Genomic DNA, 4,216 nt, shown 5'->3' on the forward strand with positions numbered 1-4,216 from the left:
GAGTTGTTGGTAATGCTTGTGGGTGTTAGTCTGAGAGTGGGTCATGAAGATTCCTGCTTTCTTGTTTAGCTAGTACTAACAAGAATAGGTCTTCATGGCCTTTTTGGTCTAGTCGTCAGGGTGTTGCACTTGAATTGTAAACTGGGGAATTCGAATATTCCGGTTCCAGACCCACAACCGCACTGGCTGTTTGCGCTGGCGAAACCGCTGCCTGCATAAATGGCACCAAGATCACTAACAACATCATCATTGACGTCAGCCGACGTCTCAAGGTCTTAAAGCGTCGTCTTGAGGCGCGTGTGTCGACGTGCGATTTTTCCATTTTCAACTTCCCCCCTCTTCTATAGGTTGAAAAAAATTCGGCCCGCAGAATTTAATTCATGAGAACGTTTTAAAAAATAATAGCGATAACTTTTTATGACACGCGCCACAAAAAGGCCCCCAGATAAATTCTGAGGGCCTTTTGGGTTTGCGCATTGAGCGCGATTAGCGGTACGCTAACACACCGCGCGCCAAATACACTCGCCAAAATGGACAACACAAACTAGCTGGACCAATCGATACAGGTCAGCAAGTGCGCTAAGTCCAAAATTAAAGTTCCCCCAATATTACACCCCGCAGTGCCTGATCCAAACGGACAAAATTCCCGTCGTTCAAGCCACTGTCAGTTGTAATGGGGCCAATATACCATCGAAGAAATGCAATTTCAAACGCCGAATTTAAGCGAAAAATGGCCTCGATGTGTGCAATCTCAAAAATAAAATTCCGATTGGTAAGTACAAATCGTTGATAAATTGTTAGTAAGATTAAACCGATTTCATGGCGTGGATTGACGATCAAGCATAACCGAATCGTCGAAAGTTCACCGAAATAATTGATGTAGTACGATTCCGCCATTTTGTTTTTGTCTAAATCGTCTGAACTGTCCGCCAATATCCGTGGTTTCGAATGCTGGGATTAGCTTGAATAAATGAATAGGCTTTTTGGAGCTGTTTTTTTGCCACAATCCAGTTACCGATATTTTATTTTACGTTTAATGGATTATTTTTTAACGATTGTTCAAAAAAATATTTTATTTAACCAGCTATTCCCTGCATTGGAAATTATCGAAAATTCCCGCGTAAATCACTATCGTACATCACACGGCGCCTGCTTGAATTTACGATAATCTCCGGCATGGCGATCAGGCGATACTCATGACAATAGTTGCCTAAAAACATTCGGAACGTTAACATTCCAAAACCTAAAACTTTGTCCGGATCTGTGGCAACTCGTTTTATCAAAAAGACCATCCCCGCAATCGAGCTGGTCTGAACTAGCTATTTGCTATCGGGCATTTCGGTCATTCCCGCACCCTGACTGCAAAGCACCTAGCATTATTAAAGTTTAGTCATCAGCATATGAAAAAATCCTCTCCGAAGAGAGGATTTTCCCGCGTGAATCCGAGCCCAATACTTACACACTCAAAACGTTTGACTACACTCGCTTCTTCGCGGCAGTACCGGCTAAACCGAAAAGCGCCCCAATCACAGCAAATACCCCCAGGGCCGAAGCCGCTGTATTTTCGCTGTCACCTGTTGCCGGTAACATTGTTTGAGCCGCTGCTGCAGGAGCCTGACCAGGCTGATGAGTAGCAACTTTTACTCCATTCTGAACAGTCGCACTGTCATCGGTGATCTTGACAATCACCACATTGTACTTGCCGGTCGCCTTATCCTGCCCGGATTTGGCCTCGTCAATCCGATATCCTGCCGGGATCTCAGCTTCAACCTTATCCATTGGCACGCCGCTCTTGGCGCCAACAAGATAGGAAAGATGCTTGATGACAACACCGGTTGCGCCATCAATAATGTCGACCTTGATGGTTTTTACTGCTGTCTTAGCCGCGTCAGCAAGTTGATTTAAGCCATCTTTTACCTTATCATCCAAAGCTTTGACATTGTATAAGGAAATGGTGTACGTGTTGGTTGCCGTATCAAAGTGGCTCTTAGTGACGTCCATACGATAACCCGTCGGAATTTGGGCAAAAGCCTTGTCAGTCGGGATACTATTGTTTTCACCACGGAGGATAACTAGCGTCTTCAGCGTTTTGCCTGTGTCACGGTCGACATACTTAAAGGTTACAGCGTTCTTGACCTGATCCGTGAAATCGCCAATCGACTTCTTGGTTTGATCTTCTAGGGCTTGGACGTTGTAGAGCTTAATTGTGTACGTGTTCGTAGTCGCATCATAGCCACTTGTCGTGACATCAACACGATACCCTGCTGGTACCTGAGCAAAGGCTTTGTCAGTCGGAATACTATTATTTTCGCCACGTAGAATAACCAAAGTCTTCAAGGTCTTACCCGTGTCACGGTCGACGTACTTAAAGGTTACAGCGTTCTTAATCTTATCCGTGAAATCGCCGATCGACTTCTTGGTTTGATCTTCTAGGGCTTGGACGTTGTAGAGGTTAACCGTGTACGTGTTCGTAGCCGCATCATAACCACTTGTCGTGATGTCAACGCGATAACCTGCTGGCACCTGAGCATAGGCCTTGTCGGTCGGGATGCTATTGTTTTCACCACGTAGGATAACCAGCGTCTTCAGAGTTTTGCCTTTGTCACGGTCGACATACTTGAAGGTTACCGCATTCTTAATCTGATCCGTGAAATCGTCAATCGACTTCTTGGTTTGATCTTCTAGGGCTTGGACGTTGTAGAGGTTAACCGTGTACGTGTTCGACGTGGCATCATAGCCACTTGTCGTGACATCAACACGATACCCCGCTGGTACTTGAGCAAAGGCTTTGTCAGTCGGAATACTATTATTTTCGCCACGTAGGATAACCAAAGTCTTCAACGTTTTGCCCGTGTCACGGTCAACATATTTAAAGGTTACCGCACTCTTAAGCTTCTCCGTAAAATTATCGATAGAGGTCTGAACTTGATTTTCTAAGTTCTGGACATTATAGAGGCTGATCGTGTACGTGTTTGTGGCCTGATCCCAGTCGTTGCCACTAAGGTCCATCCGGTACCCTGCCGGAATCTGAGAAGTTACCTTGTCCATTGGAACAATCCCATCTTTGTTTCGCGCAATCACAAGTGTCTTCAAGACAGCGTCGTTATCGCGGTCAACGTACTTAAAAGTGATGGCATTCTTTAGGGCATCCGTGAAGTCCCCAATCGCATCATTGATTTTATCGTGCAATGCTTGCACATTATAGAGGCTAATCGTGTACGTGTTTGTGGCCTGATCCCAGCCATTGCTGCTAAGGTCCATCCGGTACCCTGCCGGAATCTGAGAAGTTGCCTTGTCCAGCGGAACAATGCCGTCTTTGTTGCGTGCAATCACAAGTGTCTTCAAGACAGTGTCGTTATCACGATCAACATACTTAAAGGTAATGGCATTCTTAAGGGCATCCGTGAAGTCGGTGATTGATTGCTTGGTTTTTGCCTCGAGTTCTTGAACGTTGTACACGCCGACCAAATACTTGCCCGACTTTGGGTCGTGAGAGACCTGGGTTTTGTCTATGCGATAGCCAGCAGGAAGATGACTTTCCACTTTCGCATAATCCAGACCACTCTGATCATCCGGCAAATAGGAAAAGTCCCCTAAATCAGCTTTACTTGTCGTGTCAAAGAATTCAACATTGACCAGTTTTACCAACGTAACTGTATACCGATTGCCGTTAGGGCCAACGGTAAAGCCACCCATACCATCAACCTCTGGTAGGGTACTTTCTTTTACACCATAGCCTTGAGCTTTAAGGCCGGCAATCTTGGCCTCAACGTCATAACTAATCTTTTGATCTGTAAAGCCGGTGAACGTATCGGCAGGCAAAAGGGTTTTGCCTGCCCCGTCGACAAAGTCGATTTCAATGTCCTGAGAATCTGCTTGATACGTCACTACCACGTCAGCTGGCTCGCCACCAGTGCTCGAGTGGACTGCTGGCACCGTCACTTGGCTTGCTTGGTAGCCAACAACTGGATCGGTAACGACTTCAGGAAGTGTGATTTCCGAGTAAAACAGATCGCCGGTGACGTTATCTTTAAGAACATCGTACGCCGTTTCTTGCGTCTTTGTTTTCCTCAATTTTCAAGTCAAGTGCAACGATGATAACGAATTCTTGATAGTGGTCTAGTCTGTTACGCCATGCATCGGTAGTAATCGCATGGGCGAAGATAGTTCAGAATACGTCTGGGACGATGGTTCAGTGCGGATTGGACTGCTTGAA

The 4,216-nt window shown here is 45.8% G+C and carries 1 protein-coding gene; it reads right to left on the reverse strand.

Features of this window, described 5'->3' with window-relative positions; all coding sequences use genetic code 11:
- Positions 1–1,476: 1,476 nt before the first annotated feature.
- Positions 1,477–4,074 (reverse strand): mucin-binding protein, encoded by a 2,598-nt coding sequence (locus tag EKM90_RS12610; RefSeq protein ID WP_125583149.1) that lies wholly within the window; start codon positions 4,072–4,074, stop codon positions 1,477–1,479.
- Positions 4,075–4,216: the final 142 nt, after the last annotated feature.

This window comes from Lacticaseibacillus suibinensis, assembly GCF_003946175.1.
GTDB lineage: Bacteria > Bacillota > Bacilli > Lactobacillales > Lactobacillaceae > Lacticaseibacillus > Lacticaseibacillus suibinensis.